The sequence below is a fragment of the Flavobacterium sp. genome (assembly GCF_044339515.1).
In the GTDB taxonomy this organism is placed as follows: domain Bacteria; phylum Bacteroidota; class Bacteroidia; order Flavobacteriales; family Flavobacteriaceae; genus Flavobacterium.
This window is the reverse complement of sequence record NZ_JBIIVK010000045.1, coordinates 1-20,872: the sequence shown is the minus strand read 5'-3', so window position 1 is coordinate 20,872 and position 20,872 is coordinate 1. Positions and strand designations below refer to the sequence as shown.

Sequence of the window (20,872 nt, the reverse complement as noted above, 5' to 3'; positions counted from 1 at the left end):
CAAAAAAAGAAGTTAATTTGTAGCAAATGAAAAACTAAATTCCTAAATAATTTGATGGGGTAATTTGAAGCAATTCTGCTTTAATTTGGTCAGAAACACTTAAATTATGAATAAATGCATGAATTGTTTTTTGATTCATCACTTCATTGGTTCTAGTCAGACCTTTCAAGGATTCATAAGGATTTGGATAACCTTCTCTTCGTAAGATAGTTTGAATTGCTTCGGCTACAACTGCCCAATTTCTTTCTAAATCTTCTTCCAATTTAGATTGGTTTAACAGCAATTTATCTAATCCTTTCAATGTAGCTTCAAAACCAATTAATGTATGACCGATTGGCACACCAATGTTTCGTAAAACCGTACTATCCGTTAAATCGCGTTGTAATCGAGAAAGTGGTAATTTGGCTGAAAGATGTTCAAAAATCGCATTGGCCATTCCTAAATTACCTTCTGAATTTTCAAAATCAATTGGGTTTACTTTATGTGGCATGGCCGATGAACCAATTTCTCCGGCTTTAATTTTTTGTTTAAAATAATCCATTGAAACATAAGTCCAAATATCTCTGTCTAAGTCGATTAAAATAGTATTGATTCTTTTTAAACAATCAAAATAAGCCGCCATATGATCGTAATGTTCGATCTGTGTGGTGGGAAATGAATGATGAAGTCCTAACGTTTCTTCTACAAAAGAGGTACCAAATTTTTTCCAATCTATTTGAGGATAAGCTACGTGATGAGCGTTGTAATTTCCGGTTGCACCACCAAATTTTGCCGCAAACGGAATGTTGAATAACTGACGCATTTGTTCTTCCAAACGCTCAACAAAAACACCAAGTTCTTTTCCTAATCGGGTAGGAGAGGCCGGTTGTCCGTGTGTACGTGCAAGCATTGGAACATCTCTCCATTCCTGACTTAAATCTTTTAATTTTGAAATAACATTGACTAAAAGTGGTAAATATACTTTTTCAAAACTCTCTTTTACAGAAAGTGGAATGGCTGTGTTGTTGATGTCTTGTGACGTTAAACCAAAGTGAATGAATTCTTTATGATTTTCCAATCCTAATTTGTCAAAACCATTTTTGATAAAATATTCAACGGCTTTTACATCGTGATTGGTTGTTTTTTCAATTTCTTTAATGGATAAAGCATCTTCAGTTGAAAAGTAACGGTATAAATCCCTCAGTTTTTCAAATACGCTTGTATCCACCGATTGTAATTGCGGTAACGGAATTTGACAAAGAGCAATAAAATACTCAATTTCAACTAAAACTCTGTATTTTATAAGTGCTTCTTCTGAAAAGTAAGCTGCTAGGGAAACCGTTTTGTTACGGTATCGACCGTCAATCGGAGAAATGGCATTTAATTCGTTTAATGCAATCATGCGTTGTGTTGTTGAGTTAATCTGAAAATTATTGGAAATTTTTAGAATTGCAAATATAGGGTTTAATGCAAAAAGGTAAAAGAAAATTCGACCGATAAAAAGTTATTTCAATAGTTGCAACCTTTCTTTCAGCATCTTCATTCCTTCAGAACCTGAAAGTGGAATAATCTCTAACGGATTTGCTAATTGAACCACACTTGCCGGTTTTGGATCAATATAGTAAACAGGTGTTTCTGGTTTTGTGTAATGCATAATTCCTGCAGCAGGATAGACTTGTAACGAGGTTCCGATAACAATAAAAATATCAGCTTGTTCTGCCAATTCAATTGCCACTTCAATGGCAGGAACATCTTCACCAAACCAAACAATATGGGGTCGCATTTGGTTTCCGTTAGGATCTTTGTGTGCTGTTGTTAGATCATCATTCCAATCCAAAATATAATTCTCATCTTTTGTACTGCGAACTTTCAGTAATTCGCCATGCAAATGTAAAACCTTTGTACTTCCGGCTTTTTCATGCAAATTATCAACGTTTTGAGTGATGATATGCACATCAAAATGGTTTTCCAATTCAGCTAAAATAGAATGTCCTTGATTGGGTTGAACTTCGTGTAGTTGCCTTCTTCTTTTGTTATAAAAATCCAAGACAAGTTCAGGATTATTATTCCATCCCAAAGGTGAAGCCACTTCCATGATGTCATGACCTTCCCAAAGTCCGTCTGCATCTCGAAAGGTTTTAATACCACTTTCGGCACTAATTCCGGCACCACTTAAAACGACTAATTTTTTCATCTCTAAAAAGAAACCCTCTCAATATGAAAGGGCTTAGATTATATATTTTTAAACTTTTCCTAAGGTGTATAATTGTTCTAAAGTAGGGCTAGCACTGCCTCCTGAAGGTTCAAGAGTAATTCCGAAGGCTTCGGCTTCTACGACATTATCAACTGCAAAAATTCTTTTGTTGTCACCTTTAAAATCATCTAAAAGACCTATGCTCAAAGGAGTTAGCGGATTTAGTTTTAATGCCCAAACTTGATAAACATATCCTTCCGGTGGTTCAGGTAATCCTGCACCATCAATGTAAACTGTTTGCGTTTCTTGATTCCAATATACTTTGGCATAGGATGTTGGTGAAACTTCTTGACCGGCTAAAGGAACAACTGTGTTTTTAGGATCTCTCAATAAAGCTAAAGTTTCTTCGTTTGCTTTGTTTTTCAATTCTAAATCCACAACGGCTTGTTGTAATTTACCTTTTTCTTTTTCGATGTTAGCAATAGCATCTTTTTTACCTTCCACTTGTTGGAATAAATAGCCGCCACCTACCAGGAAAACAATTGCTGCCGCCCATCCAAGGTATTGACTTATGCCGGATTTTGGTTTTTCTTGCGGTTTCAATTCAACAACTTTGGTAGTATCTCCAAAAATTTGTTGTTTGATTGCTTCGTAATTTTTGCCAGACAAACGTGGAGCAACGCTACCCGAAAGATAAACTATCGCGTTTTCAATCTCTACAATTTCCGCCTGTATCTCGGTATGCTGTTTGGCCATTTTTACAACTTCTTCAATTTCGGAGTCGTTTAATTTTCCATAAACATACAATTCCAGAATCCCTGATTCTATATATTCTTGTGTACTCATGATACTTGTAATAAGTTTCTTAATTCGTTAATACAGTTTCTGTTTTGTGTTTTAACGGTTCCTAACGGAATTTCGAGCTCGTCTGATGCTTCTTGTTGGGTGTAGCCTTTGAAGAATAATAAGTCGATAATCTTAATGCATTTAGGTTTTAATTTTTTAACAAATTCTTGAATTCCAATGGAATCAATTTTATTGTTAAGTCGTGTATTATCGTCAAGTAGATGTACGAAATTATCGGCTGATAGGTTTTTTTGGCTGTTATTAAATCCTTTCGAACGCAATTTATCTATTGAGCTGTTTCGAGCAATATTGACAATCCATGTGTAAAATCTACCTTTGTCTTCGCTATAAGAATCAATATTTTTCCATATTTTTACAATCACATCTTGCAAAACGTCTTCGGCTTCTTCACGGTCTTTGATGAGGTTACTAATTACACCGAAAAGACTTTTGGAGTACATGTCATATAAAAGTGTGAACGCTCTTTCGTCTTTTTTGTAAATTAGGGGCAGTAATTCTTCCTGTGTCATACCTTTTTTTTTGATGTAGCCAAGATAACAACTTAAGAGTTAAAAACCAATTTTGTATGAGCGAAAAGTTAAACACGGCTGAATACCTAACATATTTAGAGGGATTTTTGACGGAAAACAGAAAAGCTAAGTTTTTAGAAATTTTGCAATTGCGAACTAACCATTTTACGGTAGCCATCGAAGATGTTTTTCAAATGCACAATACAAGTGCTGTGATGCGAAGCTGCGATGTGTTTGGAATTCAGGGACTTCATGTAGTAGAACAGAAGTTTGGTAAAAGTATTGATGCAGAAATAGCAATGGGAGCTCAAAAATGGGTGGATATTAAACAATATCAAACAAATCAATCGTGTATAAATGCTTTGAAAGAAAAAGGATATCAAATTGTAGCTACTTCGCCTCATATTGATTCGTGTTTGCTGGATGATTTTAATGTTTCTAAAAAATCAGCCTTATTTTTTGGGACAGAAAGAGATGGCTTATCAGAAGATGTGTTTGCTCAAGCCGATTGTTTTTTGAAAATTCCGATGGTGGGGTTCACTGAAAGTTTGAATATTTCGGTAGCAGCAGCCATCATTTTGCAAAATTTAACCCATCGTTTAAGAAATTCTAACACGGATTGGAAATTAACTGATGAAGAAGTTTTAATAAAGCGAATTGATTGGGCAAGAAAATCGATAAAGGATATTGAGCGGATAGAGCAGAGGTTCTTAGAGGGATAAAAATATCATCTTTCAAGTTTAAAAGATTCAAATGTAAGTCAGGTTATTTACAATAAGTTTTGAGTTAAAGTAAAAATAGAGAAAAGATTATACCATTACTAGTTTTTTAATAGTTTTCGAAATTCCTAAACTAAAATAATTAATCAGTCTCTACTTTCTTTTCAAAATTTTGTATTCTTCGTAGCAATCATTGATAGCATCTAAAACTTGTAAATCATTGGCTGTTTTGATGAATGATTCTGAATAATTGCATCGCTCCAAGATTTCGGGAATTTCCTTTTTATCAACACCAAGCATTACTGCAATAGTTTCCCGGTCGTATTTTGATTCCAAAAGGTTTCTAACGGTATCGTCTTTTTTCATTTCCTTTAATTTCCGCAGTTCTCGGGGTTTATTACCAAAGAAATTATAAAGCATGTCGGTAGGATTAAAAATAGAGCCCAGTACTCTATTAAAAGCATTAGGAGAATATTGTCCGGCTTCGTAACCATAATTTAGACCTGAAATTCCGTAACGTTGATTGGTGTTTACAGGAATTAGTTTTGCATCTACTTGAAGATAGCCGGTTAAATTATAAGGAGTTAAAACTACTTCTTCCAAAGCTATAGCTTTTTCAGTCAATTTAATTTGGGTGTTTTTTGATTTTAACCAATCGTTCGTAACTCTAACGCGAATGGATTGAAAACCGATTAATGAAATATGTAGTGTATCATTAGTTTGTGCACTGATTTCAAAAATTCCTTTTTCATCAGTAATAGTTCCTTTAACGGAATTTAGATTAATGATATTAACATTGGCTAGAGGTTTTGAGTCACTGTCGTTCAAAATAGTAGCGGTCACTTTTTCAGTGCGTTCCGTTTCTTGAGCGGAAAGTTGATAAGTGATGAATAATAAAAAAACTACAAAATATTTCATATCATGATTTAACGGTTTAAAAGTACTAAATCACAAGAATATATTTTGTAGTTTCTATATAATTATAAGAAAATTAACAAATACGATTAACTTCTTCTGGGTCTTCTGCTTTTTGCGGCTTCAAAAGAACGGCTTGCAGGTCTGTCACCCTCTGTTCTTCTTGGTCTTTCTGAAGAACCACCCTCTCTTCGTGGTCTAAATCCACCTTCTTTTCTGTCGCCTCTTGGAGCTCCTCCACCTTCTTTTCTTGGTCCGAAGCCTCCACTGCGTGATCCTGAGTTTCTTTCGCCTCTAAATCCGCCACCGCCACTAGAGCCTCTTCCATTGTGGTCACGTCTTCCGCCACCATCGTTTTTAGAAATTTCAACGTTGATTCTACGACCTTCAATTTCCATTCCGTTTAAAATTCCCATTACTTTGTCGGTATGCTCTTCGTCGGTGTTAAAGAAAGAAAATCCTTCTTTCACATCTACTTTGTATACATCTTCACGACCTAATTCTAGTGTGTCACGCAAGAAATCTTTTAATTGCATCCAATCAAAATTATCTCTTGAACCAATGTTTACAAAGAAACGAGTGGCTCCGCTGGTGTTTTCTCTCGGTGCTCTCTCGTCACGTCTTTCCGAACCTGCATTTTGAGCTGATAAATCTCTATTTTTCTTATAGTAACTAATAAAACGGTTAAATTCAACTGAAACCATTTTCTTAATTAATTCTTCTTTCGACAAGCCGTCTAAAACTTCATTAATCGCCGGTAAGTAGTTGTCAATTTCATGATCTACTTCGGTATCTTTAATTTTAGTTGCTAAGTGTAATAATTGAATTTCACAAATTTCGATTCCGGAAGGAATTGATTTTTCTTCAAATTTTTGTTTGATGATGCGTTCGATAGACGAAATCTTTCGCAATTCACTTTTGGTAACAATCACTATGGAAGTTCCTAATTTTCCTGCACGACCTGTACGACCTGAACGGTGATTATAGGTTTCAATTTCATCCGGTAATTGATAATTTACTACGTGAGTAATATTGTCTACGTCAATTCCACGTGCTGCCACATCAGTAGCTACCAACATTTGAATTTGACGACCACGGAACGATTTCATTACGCTATCTCGTTGTGCTTGTGATAAATCGCCATGCAAAGCAGCAGCATTATATCCGTCTTCAATTAATTTTTCGGCAACGGCTTGAGTATCACGTTTGGTTCTACAAAAAACAACCGAAAAAATATCAGGATTAGCATCTGCTAAACGTTTTAAAGCTTCATAACGATCACGTGCATTCACCAAATAAAATTCGTGCGAAACGGTAGCTGAACCTGAATTTTTTGTACCCACCGTAATTTCAACCGGTTCATGCATGAATTTTTTTGCAATACGGGAAACTTCTGCCGGCATAGTTGCAGAAAACAACCAAGTGTTTTTTTCGTCTGGTGTTGTAGATAGAATGCTTACAATGTCTTCATAGAATCCCATGTTCAACATTTCATCCGCTTCATCGAGAATACAATAGTTAATTTGTGAAATATTTACATACCCACGATTAATCATATCTTGCATTCTACCCGGTGTTGCCACAATAATTTGAGCACCACGTTTTACCTCTCTCGCTTGTTCGGATATGCTGGCACCTCCATAAACGGCTACTACGTTTATCCCTTTTTCATATTTAGAATAAAGTTTTAATTCATTTGTAATTTGCAAACAAAGTTCACGCGTGGGTGATAATATTAATGCTTGTGTATTTCGGTTATTGGCATCTATTTTTTGAATAAGCGGGAAACCAAATGCCGCTGTTTTTCCTGTTCCTGTTTGAGCCAAGGCAACTAAGTCTGTTTCACTTTCTAATAAAACCGGAATCGCTTTCTCTTGCACTTCTGATGGATTTTCAAATCCGAGGTCTTTAATCGCGAGCAGAAGCGATTCGTTAAGACCTAATTGTTCAAATTTATTCATATAGTATTTTAAATTGGGTGCAAAGGTAGGTTATTAAAACCATAAAAACTAATGGTGTTAGTGCTTGATTTTTAATTAGTTGTAAAATTTAATAGAAATGATAGAAACCTGTAAATGGAAGATTTGTGTTGGAGTGTTGTAAAAATTGAATTATTAACTATGCTCTTTAGTTAAAAAAGCTACTAATTTTTCAACCGCTAAACCACGATGACTAATTTTGGATTTTTCAGCAATTGGCATTTCGGCAAAGGTTTTATCATAGCCGTACGGTATAAAAATTGGATCATACCCAAATCCTTCAGAACCTCTTTTTCCGTTGATAATTTCACCTTTGATGATGCCTTCAAATACGTGTTGATTACCATTCAAATTTAGACAAATAACGGTTTTAAATTGGGCCTTTCTATTTTCTTTATCAGCTAAATTGGTAAGTAATTTATTCATATTATCATCAGCATTTTTTTGCTCACCGGCATACCGTGCAGAATAAACGCCGGGTTCTCCGTTCAAAGCCTCTACTTCCAATCCGGTGTCGTCGGCAAAACAGGAATAACCATATTTTTTGGTGACATAATTGGCCTTTAGTATTGCATTTCCTTCGATTGTCGTTGCTGTTTCGGGTATTTCTTCCAAACAGTCAATATCTTTCAAACTCAATATGGTAATTTCTTTTGGAAGTAATAATTGAATTTCTTTGATTTTATTAGGATTGTTGGAAGCGAAAACGAATTGCATAGTATATTTTTCAACAAAAGTAAAGATTTTTTTCAGGTTGAAAGGATTTGCTTAAATTTGGTAAAATTATCGAATGAAACGAGAACAAACCCGAAAGGAAGAAATTGTAAACGCCATTTCACATGGCGTTGGCATTTTGTTTTGTCTCATTGCAATGCCTTTTTTGTTAATCGATTCGTTTAATGAAAATCAATTATCAATTTTCATTTCTGTTTTGGCTTTTGGAATTGGAATGTTGTTGGTTTATACATTTTCTACTTTATTTCATGCTGCAAAAAATCCCAAAGTGAAAGATATCTTGCAAATTGGTGATCACATCAGTATCTATTTTTTAATTGCTGGAACATATACTCCGCTTATGGTTCGTTATTTGCCACACGATACAGCCAGTGTTTTTTTAGGAGTTATGTGGTGTATTGTTGCAATTGGAATGATCTTTAAAATTTTCTTTACTAAGAAGTTCAAATTTGTTTCCGTTTTGCTTTATTTAGCCTTGGGTTGGATGATTGTTTTTGTGATAGAGCCACTGATTCAAACCATGCCATTTTCTGTTTTTATGTGGATTTTAATCGGTGGATTAAGTTACACCATTGGTGTATATTTTTATGTAAAAGACCATAAATTTTACTACCATTCAATTTGGCATTTCTTTGTACTTTTTGGAACAATTGCTCACTTTGTTTCCGTTTATTTGAGTGTTTAAACTCGAATTAAATGAAAAAAAATTTAACTTTAATATTATTTATTCTAATTTTCGCTTATTCTTTCTTTAATTCTAGGAAGTAATTTTTTTGCATTTTTATTAAAAGCATCCAGTATTACTTTTTTGTTTTTTATGACAAGGACTTGCTGCATGGCAATTTTGTTTTTATAATCAGCACTTTGAAGATAGGTGAGGTATTCGTCGTTTTTAATTCTTTCTTGGTGATTTAAATAGAACCAATCGTGATTTTCTTTCCAATCTTTGAGATTTTCATGAACTTCTTGTTTTAAATAATCGTTTATAACAATTAATATATCATCCATTTGATTGTAAAATGTCAGCAAATCGGATGTCAGAGAATCTTTTAATTGGGTTTCGTTTTCCACATAATTCTCTAACATTTTAAACCCTTTGTTTTTGATCGTATGTGGATTGTGCATTCCGACCAGGTTAGCACATACTTCGCAGGAAATATAATCATCATTTGTCATTTTTCCGGCTAGAATTTTTTGATAAACACTATCTAAAAATGTGAAATTTGTTTTCATTCGATGTATAGTTAGCGTATCGCTGGACATATCCTCACTAATTATTTTAAAGATTGAAAGTTGTAAATTTCGCTGCTTTCGCTTTTCGTTGTAATTATTGATGTTTACAGCAATCAAAATTCCGATAACCACTAGAATAATTTCGCCTACGGCATATTTTAAATAATTTAAAAATTTGCCTTCTTTGAGCTGGTTAAAACGAATTTTTCTGAAAAATTTGATCATATTACTTATTTTAATCGAACATACACATGTTTAATCCCTTTCTTATCGGATTCACGCTCGTGAATTTCCAACAAATGGGTGAGCGATTTCATTAACGGAGTTAGCTTAGAAAAACCAAAATTACGAGGGTCAAATTCAGGTTTTTTCTTTACAATCAAATTACCGACATCGCCCAAAAATGCCCAACCGTCATCGTCTGCAATATCTTCAATGCTGGATTCGATAATATCAATCGTTTCCACATCAATTTTGGTCATAATTTTTTCATCTTTCTTTTTATCGGTAGAAGCAGCAGTTGTTTTCTTCTTTTTAGCTCCTTCTAATACTTCAATAAAGATAAAACGATCACATGCACTTATAAAAGGTTTTGGTGTTTTCTGTTCGCCAATACCAATCACTTTCATGCCTGATTCACGTAAACGAATCGCAAGTCTTGTAAAATCACTATCGCTCGAAACAATGCAGAATCCATCCAATTTACCGGAATATAGCAAATCCATCGCATCAATAATCAAAGCGGAATCAGAGGAGTTTTTTCCGGTTGTATAACCATATTGTTGGATTGGTGTGATGGCATTTTCAAGCAAAACACCCTTCCAGCCATTGGCATTCGGTCGTGTCCAATCGGCGTAAATTCGTTTGGTTGTAGGTGTTCCGTATTTTGCAATTTCTTCCATCATTCCTTTAATGTTGCTAAACGGAACATTATCGGCATCAATCAGAACGGCTAATTTTAAATCATTGTCATCGTGTTTACTCATAAAAAATCAAATTATAAATCAAATATAGTCATATTAACACATTCTCATTACACTTTTTCAATTTATATAATTGTTGGTAATAATTCACAATCATTCCATTAAAAATATTATGAAAGTAGATTTGAAATCCTTACTTTTGCCACGTTTTTTAACACACAAAAAGTCATGGTAAAAGATTTATTCGAAAGAATTCAAAACAATAAAGGACCATTAGGAAAATGGGCTTCACAAGCAGAAGGGTATTATGTTTTCCCAAAATTAGAAGGAGAACTTGGACCTCGAATGCAATTTCACGGAAAACAAATTCTAAATTGGAGTATTAATGATTATTTGGGGTTAGCCAATCATCCGGAAGTGCGTAAAGCTGATACAGAAGCAGCTATTCAATATGGAGCAGCCTATCCGATGGGAGCAAGAATGATGAGTGGTCATACCAATGTGCATGAGCAATTAGAAAATGAATTGGCGGCTTTTGTCATGAAAGAATCTGCTTATTTGTTAAATTTTGGCTACCAAGGAATTATGTCAACCATTGATGCGTTGGTAACTAAAAATGACATTATTGTATATGATGTAGATGCACATGCATGTATTATTGATGGGGTTCGTTTACACATGGGGAAGCGATTTACATATCGTCACAATGATTTGGAAAGTATGGAAAAAAACCTTCAACGTGCTACAAAAATGGCAGAAGAGACAGGTGGAGGAATTCTCTTTATTACCGAAGGTGTATTTGGAATGCGTGGTCAACAAGGAAAATTGAAAGAAATTGTGGCCATGAAAGAAAAATACAATTTCCGTTTGTTGGTTGATGATGCTCATGGTTTTGGAACACTTGGAAAAACAGGAGCCGGAGCAGGCGAGGAGCAAGGTTGTCAAGACGGTATTGATATTTATTTTTCAACCTTTGCCAAATCCATGGCCAGCATTGGTGCTTTTATTGCAGCGGATAAGGATATTATCGATTATTTGAAATATAATTTGCGTTCACAAATGTTTGCCAAATCATTACCGATGATTCAAACCGTTGGTGCTTTAAAACGTTTAGAGTTGTTGCGAAACCATCCTGAATTGAAAGATAAATTATGGGAAAACGTAAATGCTCTTCAAAATGGTTTAAAAGAGCGTGGCTTTAATATTGGTGACACTAACACGTGTGTAACCCCGGTTTACTTAGAAGGTTCTATTCCGGAAGCAATGGTGATGGTGAATGATTTACGTGAAAATTATGGAATTTTCCTTTCCATTGTGGTTTATCCTGTGATTCCAAAAGGAATTATTTTGTTGCGAATGATACCAACAGCTTCTCACACCCTAGCGGACATCAATGAAACACTAGCTGCATTTGAAGCCATTCGCGAAAAGCTCGTGAGCGGAACCTATAAAAAAATTGCAGATGCTACTACAGTAGATGTTTCTTAAAACAAAGCTCAAAGCTTCTAAAAATAAAAACCACTCTTTTAACGGAGTGGTTTTGTTTTATAAATCAATTCGATAGGTTCTTCTTCGTCGGTCTACCACCGAATTGAAATTTTTCCATAAATTGTGAATCGCATTATTTTCTTCTAATTCAGGAGTTCGATTGCATTGTGTAATTCCTTTTTCTTTAAAAACGCGATAATATTCTCTAAAAATAAGTGCAGTTACGCCTTTGTTTTGGTATTCAGGATCAATGCCGATGAGATAAAACAACACTTCTTTACTGTGTTTTTTCGCTTGCAATAAGTGATAAAATCCAAAAGGAAAAAGTCGTCCGTTTGCTTTTTGCAATGCTTCTGAAAAGCCGGGCATAACGATGCTAAAAGCGACCATTTTATCATTTTTATCCATTACAAATAAAATGTATTCCGGATTTACAAAAGGAATGTATTTCTTTTTAAAATATGCTTTTTGTCTTTCGGAAACGGCAACAAAGGAGGCTAATTTTTCATAGCTTGTATTGAATAAATCAAACATTTTATCCACATACGGAAGAATGTCTTTTGTGTTTGTAAATGTGATTGTTTTTAATTCGTATCGCTTTTGGATCAATTCACTTGCTTTCATGAATGTATCCGGATTTACATTTGAAAACGAAAATACACTTTCAAAATATTCTTTTTCTCTCACATAGCCCAATTGCTCTAAATGGTCTTTGTAATAAGGATAATTATACCAGGTAATCATTGAACCCAATCGGTCAAAGCCTTCAGTTAAAACACCAACTTTGTCTAAATTTGAAAAGCCCATGGGACCTTCAACGTATTCTAAGTTGTTTTTTCGTCCGAGCTCGTAAACTTTTTCCAAAAGAGCTTTCGTTACTTCAATGTCATCAATCACATCCCACCAACCAAATCGTACTTTTCTTTTTTGTTGATTATTGACTTCTTCCCAATTAATAATGGCAGCTATTCGACCAATAATTTTATTTTCTTTGTAAGCCAAATAAAAATAGGCTTCTGCATTATCAAAGGCTGGATTTTCTTCTTTATTGAACGTTTCCAACTCATCCGAAATTAATGGTGGTACCCAATACGGGTGATTTTTATATAACGAAAATGGAAATTTAACGTAATCGTTAAGTAGCTTTTTTGAATTTGCTTCAATAATTGTAATCATAGCTTTATCCTTCTACTTCGTCTGCACGTTTTTTTGCTTCTTTAGTTTTTTTATCTTTTTTCTTTTTGTCAACTCTTTTTCCACCTTCTTCGTCCGTTTCAATTTTAACAGGCTTGTATTTTTTATCAAAACGCCACGAAACGCCAACGCCTCCATATAAAATATCCGGAGTATCTTTAAAGTTTTTACTGATGGAAGCATCTACTTGCAAATTATTTTGAAGTAAATAAGCCGCTCCGATTCTAAAAATACTATCTGAATAATAGTCACCTTTAATTCCTTGATTCTCAATAAAACCGGACCATTTTTGATTAAATCCTCGTGTTAAAGTCAAAATATAACCCAATGATTTGTAATCTGTTGTGAATTTGTCATAAAAAATATTGGTTACCAAAACCCAACGTGTACCAAAGTGATTTTGTGCAATTACCATCACTTTCGGACTCATACTTGGTTCATCAGGAAAGGCATAATCTTCGTTCGCAAAACCAAAATTCATTCCTACATAAACACCAACAGCCGGAATAAACTGTTTCCATTTAAATTTATGATTGGCTTTCCAACTGTATAAGTTTGGTTTATCTTCACCTTTTTTAAATGGATCATAAATCAGGTATTTTGCTCCAAAGGTTGTACTTCTAAATCCGCTTCGAGAGGTTTCAACTAAAGGAGAGTAATATTTATCATATTGGTATTTAAAATTCCCAATTACTTCCAATTGTTCAAAAAGAAAACCATAACGAAGGTCTAGATCAACTCCAAAACCATTAGAATTGTAGCGAGAAAGATTATGGTCTTCGCGAATTCCATAAATACCACTTTCTAATTGAAAAACATTTTTTCCAACCGAAAAAGCCGCCATCGAGAGTCCGGGACGGTTAGAATTAATCATATCCGTGTGCTGAGCCAATAAACTTGAAAAGCTAAAGACAAAAGCGATGTGAAGTAATTTTTTAATTTTTTTCATGGTAGTAATGAGGTTGAATTACTGATTAGAAACCAAAAATAAGACTTTTTATTATTTATTTAAGAATGTTAATTTATTTTTGACCGCCGTAATTATTATTTTTACCGAAAATATTACAATATGCAAACAGCTTCTGTACCTGGATTTGTGAGAACTATTCTAATTATTATAGGTATTTATTACGCTTTCAAAATTTTAGCCCGTTTTTTAATGCCGATTTTATTGCGTAAAATGGTTCAAAAAGCAGAACAGAATTTTAAACAACACACTAATTATCAGAATCAAGCCGGCAATCATTCAACTACTCAGAATACATCCTCTACATTTGAAAAGCCAAAAGCCAAAAAACAAGTGGGTGAATATATTGATTATGAAGAAGTGGATTAGTTTGTTTACTTTCGTTTAAATTTACATTGATTTTTTAAAAACATAGAATGAAGTATTTTCAGAAATTTCTTCCGCATCTTTTAGCCTTTTTCGGTTTTGTGATTCTTTCGCTAGTCTATTTTTATCCGGTTTTGCAAGGCAAACAAATTTCGCAATCCGATATTGTGCAATATACCGGAATGGCCAAAGAGCAAAACGATTTCAGACAACAAACAGGCGATGAACCCTTTTGGACAAACTCTGCTTTCGGCGGAATGCCGACTTATCAATTAGGAGCGAAATACCCGCATAATTATGTAAAATCTGTGGATGGTTTTTTGCGTTTTTTGCCTCGTCCAGCTGATTATTTATTTTTATATTTTCTTGGTTTTTATATTCTTTTGTGTGTTTTAAAAGTTGATCCGCTCAAAGCTTTTTTTGGAGCGTTGGCGTTTGGATTTTCTACTTATCTCATCATTATTTTAGGAGTGGGGCATAATGCCAAAGCTCATGCGATTGCCTATATGCCGATGGTTATTGCGGGCGTTTTACTTGTTTTTCAAAAACGATTCATTGTGGGAGGATTGCTTACAATGGTGGCGGCAGCTCTCGAAATTCAAGCCAATCACTTTCAAATGACGTATTATTTGTTGTTGTTGTTGATAGTGATTTCTGTTTATTATAGTTATAAATTAGTCAAAGCGAAAGAGTTTAAAAACATCGGAATTGCTTTTGGTGTTTTTGCTATTGCCGGACTTTTGGCATTAGGTGCAAATGCAACGAATTTATTGGCTACAGCTGAGTATACCGAGTTCAGTACCCGAGGTAAAAATGAATTAACCATTGGTTTAGAAGGTGAAAAAATAGAAAACAAATCGGGGATGACTTATGAATACATCACCGAATACAGTTATGGAATAGCGGAGAGTTTTAACTTAATTGCTCCTCGATTATTTGGAGGAGGAAATTCTGAAAAACTCGGAGCGAATAGTGCTTTATATGAAATGTTTATTGGTTTAGGTGCTCCTGAAAATGATGCCTTAGAATATGCTTCTCAGGCCCCCACATATTGGGGAGATCAACCCATTGTTGCTGCTCCGGCTTATATTGGAGCGATTGTGTTTTTCCTTTTTGTATTGGCAATGTTCACAGAGAAACGCAAATTGAAATATGCTTTTTTAGTGGGGGCGATTTTTTCATTATTGCTTTCTTGGGGAAAAAATTTCCCGATTCTAACCGACTTTTTTATTGATTATTTTCCGTTGTATAATAAATTTAGAGCGGTTTCTTCCATACAAGTCATCTTAGAATTATGTATGCCTGTTTTAGCTGTTTTGGGACTGTATTCATTTTTTAAAGTAGAAAAAGAAGAACAATGGAAAGCACTTTGGAAATCTTCGGCAATTGCGATTGGAATTTTTGCGTTGCTATTTGTTTTCAAAGGAATGTTTAACTTTTCATCTGAAAGTGATGCATATTACAAACAAGTATATGGAGAAATTGGAGAACCTTTTGTAAAAGCATTAATAGAGGATAGACAGGCCATGTATACTTCTGACCTGCTTCGCTCGATGGGATTGATTTTAGCTGTTTTTGCTCTTTTTTGGTTGTTTATCAAAGAGAAAGTATCACAAATTATCGCTGTTATTTTAATTGGTTCGTTGATGGTTTTGGATTTATTTGTAATTGCCAAAAATTATGTGAATGCGGATGATTTTGTCAATGCAAGACAAGTTAACCAACCTTTTCAGCCTACCGAAGCCGATTTAAAAATTTTGGAGGATAAAGATCCAAATTTCCGTGTTTTTGAACCAAGCCAAGAAATGGCGGGAGCAAGAACTTCTTATTTTCATAAAGCCATTGGTGGTTATAGTGCCGTTAAACCACAACGCATTCAGCAATTGTATGATTATCAAATTGCCAACAATAACATTCAAGTATTGAATATGTTGAATGTAAAATATGTTATTCAAACTACAGAGGAAGGTCAATCCATTCCCTTGCAAAATCCGAATGCCAATGGCAATGCGTGGTTTGTGAGTAATGTGAAAGTCGTTCAAAATGCAGATGAAGAAATGCGTGCATTGGACAGTTTAGATACAAAAAATGAAGCGGTTGTTGATAAAGAATTTATGAAAAAAGTGAGTGCTCAATCGTTTGTAAAAGATAGTTTAGCAACCATCACCTTAGAAGAATACAAACCCAATTATCTCAAATATACTTCTCAAAATGCAAATAAAGGTTTGGCTGTTTTTTCGGAAATTTATTATCCAAAAGGTTGGAAAATCACTATTGATGGAAAAGAAACGGAGCAAATTAGAGCAAATTTTGTTCTAAGAGCAATAGAACTTCCGGCAGGAAAACATACGATTGAATTCAAATTTGAACCGGAGGTGGTGAGAACCGGAAGTTCGATTGCATTATTTAGTTCTATTGGAATGTTGTTACTTTTGGCGGGTGGAATTTATTTTGAAATAAAGGAAAAGAATAAATGATTGATTTTCATATAATTAATGTAGTATGAAAAAACCTGAAATAAATAAAGAAAAAATTGAAGAAAGAGAAGCTAAAAGAATTGCTGAAATTAAAAAGCTTTCTTATGCTCAACGACTTGAAAATTTCTTAAAGTTAATGGAAATTTCTTATGCTTTAAAAAATGCACCTAAAGTTTATCCAAATAAAAAATGATTGAAGAAATAATAAATATTTGGAAAGTTTTTGAAGTAAATAATGTAAAATACATTACGATTGGAGGTTTTGCAGTAAATATTTATGGTTATTCAAGAAATACTGGTGATTTGGATATTTTGATTGAAGACTCATTAGAAAATAGAAAAAATTTAAGAAAAGCTTTTATTGAAATTGGAATTGGAGATTTTGAATCAATAGAAACTATGCAATTTATTCCAGGATGGACAGATTTCACTTTATTTTTTGGTTTGCGTCTAGATGTTATGACTTCAATCAAAGGTTTAGAAAATGTACCTTTTGAAGAATTGTTAGAAAAGGCAACTAAAGTTATAATGGGAAATGTTGCTGTAAATTTTATTGATTACGATAACCTAATTATCGCAAAAAAAGCAACGAATCGATTAAAGGATCAATTAGATTTAGAGGAATTAAATAAAATCAATAATCCGAATAAAGAGTAACATTTTTTACTTTTCAGGCAACTATATAAAAAACTTTAACCAAGAATAAACTGAAACCAGAAGCACAAAAAATTCTAATCATTACCTACTACTGGCCTCCAGCCGGTGGTCCCGGTGTGCAACGTTGGCTAAAATTTGTGAAATATTTACCGGACTTTGGTTTTGAGCCACATGTTTACATTCCTGAAAATCCAACGTATCCGATAGTTGATGAAAAATTGATAGATGAAGTTTCCAACAAAGCAATCATCATCAAAAGTAAAATCAAAGAACCGTATCGTTGGGCTTCATTTTTATCTCAAAAAAATACCAAAAAAATCAGTTCCGGAATCATTCCAAGCAAGAAAAGACAATCCTTGATTGAAAAAATAATGCTTTGGCTTCGTGGGAATTTATTTATTCCCGATGCCCGTGTTTTGTGGGTGAAACCTTCTGTTGTTTTTTTGAAAGATTATATAGCGAAGCACCATATTAAAACCATTATTACCACTGGTCCACCACATAGTTTGCATTTAATTGGCTTACAATTGAAAAAACAATGCAACATCAAATGGATTGCCGATTTTCGTGACCCGTGGACAACCATTGGTTATCACAAAGAACTGATGCTCAACGAAAATTCTGAAACAAAACACAAGGAATTGGAAAGGTTAGTGCTCAATTCAGCTGATAAAATTATTGTAACGAGTCCGACAACAAAAAGTGAGTTTTCCAACTTAACCGCAAAACCAATTGAAGTAATTACAAATGGCTATGATGTTGAAAAAGTAAATAAATCCGAATTAGATGATAAATTTTCCATCGCTCACATCGGTTCTTTTTTATCCGACAGAAACCCAAGCATTTTGTGGAAAGCATTAAAAGAATTAGTCGAAGAAAACAAAGAATTTGAATCTGATTTTCAATTGAAATTGATTGGAAAAGTAAGTCAAGAAGTTTTGGAAACGATTGATGAATTCAAGTTAAGTAAATTTGTAAATAATTTAGGTTATATATCACACGGTGAGGCTATTGTACATCAACGAACTTCACAAGTATTGCTGTTAATTGAAATTGATTCAGAAGAAACCCGTTGCATCATTCCCGGAAAATTGTTTGAATACATGGTTTCAGAACGTCCGATTATTGCCATTGGGCCGAAAGCCTCAGATTTTGAAGGGATTTTAAAAGAAACCAACACAGGTCAGTTTTTTACTTATCAAGAGAAAGAAAAGCTGAAGGAAACGATTTTGACTCATTATCAGCTTTATAAACAAAATAATTTAAAAGTTTATCCTGTTGGTTTACAGTACTATAGTAGAAAAAGTCTCACGGGTCAGTTAGTTAATTTTTTAAAAGAATAATTACAGGTATGCGGTTTATAATTGGATTACTACTACTGCTTTTTGTTCAATTGGGTTTTTGTCAAACAGATCAAGCGAAGCTTATTTTTATTGATGAAACCGAATTAGAAGGTTTTGCAACCATCAAAAACAACAAAATTCTATTCAGATTAACATTAAAAGATAAAACCGACGAATGGGACGAAAATATGGTTAAACGAGTCATTTTTTACGGTTATAATACGGTTTTTATTTATGAATACCTGCAAATAAATGAACGTGTTAAACCAAGATTGTTTGAAGTGGTTACTGAAGGTGAAGTAACCTTGTACTCCGATTTTACTCGTAACAAAAATGGTTGGAACAACCTGCAAGATAACATAAGGTCACCAATGCGTTCTTTTAACTTTTTTGATCCAAATGCCGATATGCCGGATATTTATGTAAAGCGGGATTTTGAAGAGTTTCCAATAGACTTAAATCATAATTTTAAAAATCAAATTATGGATTATTTGAGTGATTGTGAAGTTTTAGTTGAAAAGATTAAAAGCGGTAAATTACGCAAAAACCAAATTGATGAAATTGTCAATTATTATAACGATTATTGTGTAGAATAAATCTAACAATTTAAAAATCTAATCAATGGGCATCGTACTCAATCAATCCATCAAAAACACCATCATTACCTTTATTGGTTTTGCTATTGGTGCCACGAATGCATTGTTTATGTACACGCATTTTTTAGGAGAAGATTATTACGGATTGACTGCTTTTTTACTTTCTTCTGCCAATATTATGATGCCATTAATGGCGTTCGGAATTCAAAATACATTAGTTAAGTTTTATTCCGAACATCAATCTGAGGAGGAAAAATCCCGATTTCTGAATTTAGTTTTAGTTTTACCATTCGTAATTATTATTCCAATCTTTTTGATTTTGTTTCTGTTTTATGGAGAAACTGCCAATCTACTTTCGCAAAAAAATCAAATCATTCATGATTATGTTTGGATGATTCCGGTGATTGGTTTATTTATGGGTTATTTTGAAATTTTTTATGCCTGGGTGAAAGTGCATTTACAATCGGTTTTTGGCAATTTTGTGAAAGAAGTTTTACTACGTGTTTTTATTAGTATTTTTTTATTTGCGGTTTATTTTGATTGGATCAGTAATATTCAGTTTGTATACAGTTTGGTTTTTATCTATTTTACCATGATGTTACTGATGGCCTTGGTAGCCTTTAAAGTGAGAAAACCACAATTTCATTTAAAGTTTCCGAAGGAAAAAAAAGAAGTCATTGTTTACTCAGCATTTATTATTTTTTCCTCCAGTATCGCAGTGCTTTTGTTGGATATTGATAAGTTTATGATTGGACAATACATTCCAATTAGCGAAGCGGCGTATTATTCGGTAGCGATTTTTATTGCGTTGACGATTTCTGTACCGATGCGGGCCATGCATCAAATTACGCATCCGATTACAACCGATTTAATGGCTAGAAAAAAACATGATGAATTGAACGATTTATACAAAAAAACGGCCATTACTTTGCAAGTTATTGGCGGATTTATCATGCTAGGAATTTTAACAAATATTCACCAAGTCTATGCATTGTTACCCGAAAAATACAGTGGTGGAGTAGCAGTAGTTTTTTTAATTTCCTTTTCAAAATTCTTTGATTTGATGTTGGGAAATAATAATTCCATCATTTTTAATTCAAAATATTACAGAACAGTTTTGTTGTTGGGTTTGTGTTTGGTTGTTCTGACTGTAAGTTTGAATATGTATTTTATTCCGAATTTTGGTATTGAAGGAGCTGCCATTGCCACATTAATTTCAATTGGCTTATACAGCATAGCCAAATTTTTATTTGTGGTTTTTAAAATGGATTTATTTCCTTTTTCTAAAAAAACAATTGTTTCATTAGGCATTATTGCCTTAACATTTATTGTCTTTTATTTTTGGAATTTTTCCTTTCACCCGATTTTGAATATTGTATTGAAATCGGTTTTAATTAGTTTATTTTATTGGTTTTTGAACTATAAATGCAAGACTTCAGATGATATAAATGGCGTAATTAAAGGGTTTTTCGCTAAGTTTTGATGGTTATCACAATGTCCTTCAATTTTCGTCTCGTTTTTTTAATGTAAGCTAACGTCAGACTGTGAAAAAACCTCCACAATCTCTTTAACAAATATACCAAAAAACTTGTAAGAAAAACAGAAAAGGTTTATATTTAAAGATGCAACGTATCCAAGGAATTTCCCGTAACCAGTTACAAGTATCGAGTTTAGAAGATACCATTTCAGCTGAGAACCCCGTTCGATTTATTGACGCTTTTGTAGGTAGTA

Annotated in this window: 21 protein-coding genes; 10 read left to right on the top strand and 11 right to left on the bottom strand. The window is 33.7% G+C overall.

Annotated features, from left to right (window positions below; genetic code table 11):
* Positions 1–34 precede the first annotated feature (34 nt).
* The 4 genes from purB to ACIQ0M_RS11985 form a co-directional block, all read right to left on the bottom strand.
* Positions 35–1,381: an adenylosuccinate lyase gene (gene purB / locus ACIQ0M_RS12000; protein WP_396152538.1), complete on the bottom strand. Its 1,347-nt coding sequence runs from the start codon at positions 1,379–1,381 to the stop codon at positions 35–37.
* Positions 1,382–1,483: 102 nt separating this feature from the next.
* Positions 1,484–2,173: an SIR2 family NAD-dependent protein deacylase gene (locus tag ACIQ0M_RS11995; protein WP_396152536.1), complete on the bottom strand. Its 690-nt coding sequence runs from the start codon at positions 2,171–2,173 to the stop codon at positions 1,484–1,486.
* Positions 2,174–2,221: 48 nt separating this feature from the next.
* Positions 2,222–3,019 carry an anti-sigma factor domain-containing protein gene (locus ACIQ0M_RS11990; RefSeq protein ID WP_396152534.1) on the bottom strand — a complete coding sequence of 266 codons (798 nt, stop codon included), beginning with the start codon at positions 3,017–3,019 and terminating at the stop codon, positions 2,222–2,224.
* On the bottom strand, positions 3,016–3,549 hold the full coding sequence (locus ACIQ0M_RS11985) for an RNA polymerase sigma factor (protein ID WP_396152532.1): 534 nt from the start codon (positions 3,547–3,549) through the stop codon (positions 3,016–3,018). The genes ACIQ0M_RS11990 and ACIQ0M_RS11985 overlap by 4 nt, the downstream gene beginning before the upstream one ends.
* Positions 3,550–3,605: 56 nt before the next feature.
* Here ACIQ0M_RS11985 and ACIQ0M_RS11980 point away from each other — a divergent pair, with 56 nt between their 5' ends.
* Positions 3,606–4,271 carry a TrmH family RNA methyltransferase gene (locus tag ACIQ0M_RS11980; protein ID WP_396152530.1) on the top strand — a complete coding sequence of 222 codons (666 nt, stop codon included), beginning with the start codon at positions 3,606–3,608 and terminating at the stop codon, positions 4,269–4,271.
* Positions 4,272–4,421: 150 nt separating this feature from the next.
* On the opposite strand, the gene ACIQ0M_RS11975 is transcribed toward ACIQ0M_RS11980, so the two are convergent.
* The 3 genes from ACIQ0M_RS11975 to ACIQ0M_RS11965 form a co-directional block, all read right to left on the bottom strand.
* Positions 4,422–5,186 (bottom strand): carboxypeptidase-like regulatory domain-containing protein, encoded by a 765-nt coding sequence (locus ACIQ0M_RS11975; RefSeq protein ID WP_396152528.1) that lies wholly within the window; start codon positions 5,184–5,186, stop codon positions 4,422–4,424.
* 86 nt (positions 5,187–5,272) lie between these two features.
* The gene (locus ACIQ0M_RS11970) at positions 5,273–7,144 is read right to left on the bottom strand and encodes a DEAD/DEAH box helicase (protein WP_396152526.1); all 1,872 of its coding nucleotides are present in this window, start codon (positions 7,142–7,144) and stop codon (positions 5,273–5,275) included.
* Positions 7,145–7,297: 153 nt separating this feature from the next.
* Entirely contained in the window at positions 7,298–7,879 is a 582-nt protein-coding gene (locus tag ACIQ0M_RS11965) for a non-canonical purine NTP diphosphatase (protein ID WP_396152524.1), read from the bottom strand.
* A gap of 73 nt (positions 7,880–7,952) precedes the next feature.
* Here ACIQ0M_RS11965 and ACIQ0M_RS11960 point away from each other — a divergent pair, with 73 nt between their 5' ends.
* Positions 7,953–8,582: a hemolysin III family protein gene (locus tag ACIQ0M_RS11960; RefSeq protein WP_396152522.1), complete on the top strand. Its 630-nt coding sequence runs from the start codon at positions 7,953–7,955 to the stop codon at positions 8,580–8,582.
* Positions 8,583–8,626: 44 nt separating this feature from the next.
* On the opposite strand, the gene ACIQ0M_RS11955 is transcribed toward ACIQ0M_RS11960, so the two are convergent.
* Together ACIQ0M_RS11955 and ACIQ0M_RS11950 are read right to left on the bottom strand one after the other, a co-directional pair.
* Positions 8,627–9,355: a DUF6090 family protein gene (locus tag ACIQ0M_RS11955; protein ID WP_396152520.1), complete on the bottom strand. Its 729-nt coding sequence runs from the start codon at positions 9,353–9,355 to the stop codon at positions 8,627–8,629.
* A 5-nt stretch (positions 9,356–9,360) separates the two neighbouring features.
* Entirely contained in the window at positions 9,361–10,116 is a 756-nt protein-coding gene (locus ACIQ0M_RS11950; RefSeq protein WP_396152518.1) for an NYN domain-containing protein, read from the bottom strand.
* 165 nt (positions 10,117–10,281) lie between these two features.
* On the opposite strand from ACIQ0M_RS11950, the gene ACIQ0M_RS11945 reads away from it, so the two are divergent.
* Entirely contained in the window at positions 10,282–11,541 is a 1,260-nt protein-coding gene (locus tag ACIQ0M_RS11945; RefSeq protein WP_396152516.1) for an aminotransferase class I/II-fold pyridoxal phosphate-dependent enzyme, read from the top strand.
* 57 nt (positions 11,542–11,598) lie between these two features.
* Here ACIQ0M_RS11945 and ACIQ0M_RS11940 read toward each other — a convergent pair whose 3' ends face one another.
* Positions 11,599–12,717, bottom strand: coding sequence for a GTP cyclohydrolase (locus ACIQ0M_RS11940; RefSeq protein WP_396152514.1), 1,119 nt, complete (start codon positions 12,715–12,717; stop codon positions 11,599–11,601).
* Between the two features lie 4 nt (positions 12,718–12,721).
* Positions 12,722–13,684, bottom strand: coding sequence for a transporter (locus ACIQ0M_RS11935; RefSeq protein WP_396152513.1), 963 nt, complete (start codon positions 13,682–13,684; stop codon positions 12,722–12,724).
* Positions 13,685–13,804: 120 nt separating this feature from the next.
* Here ACIQ0M_RS11935 and ACIQ0M_RS11930 point away from each other — a divergent pair, with 120 nt between their 5' ends.
* From ACIQ0M_RS11930 to ACIQ0M_RS11900, 7 genes are read left to right on the top strand one after another with little or no spacing between them, the layout of a single operon-like run.
* Complete coding sequence (locus ACIQ0M_RS11930; RefSeq protein WP_396152511.1) at positions 13,805–14,071, top strand: DUF4834 family protein; 267 nt, start codon at positions 13,805–13,807, stop codon at positions 14,069–14,071.
* A 47-nt stretch (positions 14,072–14,118) separates the two neighbouring features.
* A complete protein-coding gene (locus tag ACIQ0M_RS11925) occupies positions 14,119–16,545 on the top strand; it encodes a YfhO family protein (protein ID WP_396152509.1) in 2,427 nt (808 codons plus the stop codon).
* 25 nt (positions 16,546–16,570) lie between these two features.
* The gene (locus ACIQ0M_RS11920; protein ID WP_396152507.1) at positions 16,571–16,738 is read left to right on the top strand and encodes a hypothetical protein; all 168 of its coding nucleotides are present in this window, start codon (positions 16,571–16,573) and stop codon (positions 16,736–16,738) included.
* A complete protein-coding gene (locus ACIQ0M_RS11915) occupies positions 16,735–17,202 on the top strand; it encodes a hypothetical protein (RefSeq protein WP_396152505.1) in 468 nt (155 codons plus the stop codon). Before ACIQ0M_RS11920 ends, ACIQ0M_RS11915 begins: the two co-directional genes overlap by 4 nt.
* 50 nt (positions 17,203–17,252) lie before the next feature.
* Positions 17,253–18,545, top strand: a complete 1,293-nt coding sequence (locus ACIQ0M_RS11910) for a glycosyltransferase family 4 protein (RefSeq protein ID WP_396152557.1) — start codon at positions 17,253–17,255, stop codon at positions 18,543–18,545.
* Positions 18,546–18,553: 8 nt separating this feature from the next.
* Complete coding sequence (locus ACIQ0M_RS11905; RefSeq protein ID WP_396152503.1) at positions 18,554–19,141, top strand: hypothetical protein; 588 nt, start codon at positions 18,554–18,556, stop codon at positions 19,139–19,141.
* Between the two features lie 25 nt (positions 19,142–19,166).
* The gene (locus tag ACIQ0M_RS11900) at positions 19,167–20,624 is read left to right on the top strand and encodes an oligosaccharide flippase family protein (RefSeq protein ID WP_396152501.1); all 1,458 of its coding nucleotides are present in this window, start codon (positions 19,167–19,169) and stop codon (positions 20,622–20,624) included.
* Positions 20,625–20,872: the final 248 nt, after the last annotated feature.